General features: G+C 63.6%; 1 CRISPR repeat array.

What is annotated here, in order from left to right:
* Position 1: 1 nt before the first annotated feature.
* A CRISPR array of direct repeats spans positions 2–1,673; the repeat unit is 23 nt; unit sequence GGCTCATCCCCGCAGGTGCGGGG.
* Position 1,674 lies beyond the last annotated feature (1 nt).

The raw sequence follows: 1,674 nt of genomic DNA on the forward strand, positions 1-1,674 counted from the left end.
CGGCTCATCCCCGCAGGTGCGGGGCAGATGCTCCCATGCGGGGCGTGAGGATGTATGTAAGGGGCTCATCCCCGCAGGTGCGGGGCAGATCGCCTGGCTTTATCGCGTCGCCGTCTCCGTCGCGGCTCATCCCCGCAGGTGCGGGGCAGATGACATCCTTCCTCTCCAACGCCTTGAGAACTTGGGCTCATCCCCGCAGGTGCGGGGCAGATGTATGTTCGCGGTGGGGTTGATTGGGGTGATTGGGCTCATCCCCGCAGGTGCGGGGCAGATCAACCGAAGCAGGTGTATCTTACCGCCACGCAGGGCTCATCCCCGCAGGTGCGGGGCAGATTTTGACCGCTTCGTCGTAGTTGCCGTCGGAGAAGGCTCATCCCCGCAGGTGCGGGGCAGATCACTTATTGGTCTCCTTGGTGAGGCGTTCCCAGGGCTCATCCCCGCAGGTGCGGGGCAGATTTTGACCGCTTCGTCGTAGTTGCCGTCGGAGAAGGCTCATCCCCGCAGGTGCGGGGCAGATGCAGCTGCTGAAGCGGGTGACCCGCTGACTAGCGGCTCATCCCCGCAGGTGCGGGGCAGATAACAAGAAATTCAAGGAGGAATCTAATGGCAACGGCTCATCCCCGCAGGTGCGGGGCAGATTCAAATACTACGCCGACCTGTGGAAACGGAAGAGGCTCATCCCCGCAGGTGCGGGGCAGATGGGAAGGTCTGCACCATCCTCGGAGACGATGTAGGCTCATCCCCGCAGGTGCGGGGCAGATAATGCTACCCCACCACCCCAGACCAGAAGCTCAGGCTCATCCCCGCAGGTGCGGGGCAGATTTCGCAATCCCATTCCACGCCTTCAGAAGGCCGGGCTCATCCCCGCAGGTGCGGGGCAGATCGCGTACCTATATTCCCCGGTGGGATCACCGTAGGCTCATCCCCGCAGGTGCGGGGCAGATGTAAGTAAATCATTTACACCAATATGGGGGTGGGGCTCATCCCCGCAGGTGCGGGGCAGATGTCTCTTGCGAGACCCGCATATTCGATTCGGGCGGCTCATCCCCGCAGGTGCGGGGCAGATGCGATGTCGGTGGTGGTCTCGATGTCCTGAATGGGCTCATCCCCGCAGGTGCGGGGCAGATGATTCCCTCGAGGACTACACCGTCCCCGCTAAAGGCTCATCCCCGCAGGTGCGGGGCAGATCCGCCGCGTCGATGATCGTCTTGGGGTCGGTGGGGCTCATCCCCGCAGGTGCGGGGCAGATTGTGGGATTTGATTGCCCCGGTGCTGGTGCCGGGGCTCATCCCCGCAGGTGCGGGGCAGATTACTGCGGATACCGCATGGTCGAGGACGCTGACGGCTCATCCCCGCAGGTGCGGGGCAGATCACAAGAGAAACAAATGGCTGTAGAATACCGACGGCTCATCCCCGCAGGTGCGGGGCAGATGCAACGAGCGCGAAACCGCGCTACTCATCGCCAGGCTCATCCCCGCAGGTGCGGGGCAGATCATCTGAAAGGAAACCCAAAATGAGCACGACACTGGCTCATCCCCGCAGGTGCGGGGCAGATGTGCCAGCGGAGCTACCACCTTCAGATCCGGGCGGCTCATCCCCGCAGGTGCGGGGCAGATGTCAAGGGGCACCAGGTCACACTGAACGACGCCGGGCTCATCCCCGCAGGTGCGGGGC

It is taken from the genome of Corynebacterium sp. HMSC073D01 (assembly GCF_001815555.1).
Taxonomy (GTDB): Bacteria; Actinomycetota; Actinomycetes; order Mycobacteriales; family Mycobacteriaceae; genus Corynebacterium; species Corynebacterium glucuronolyticum.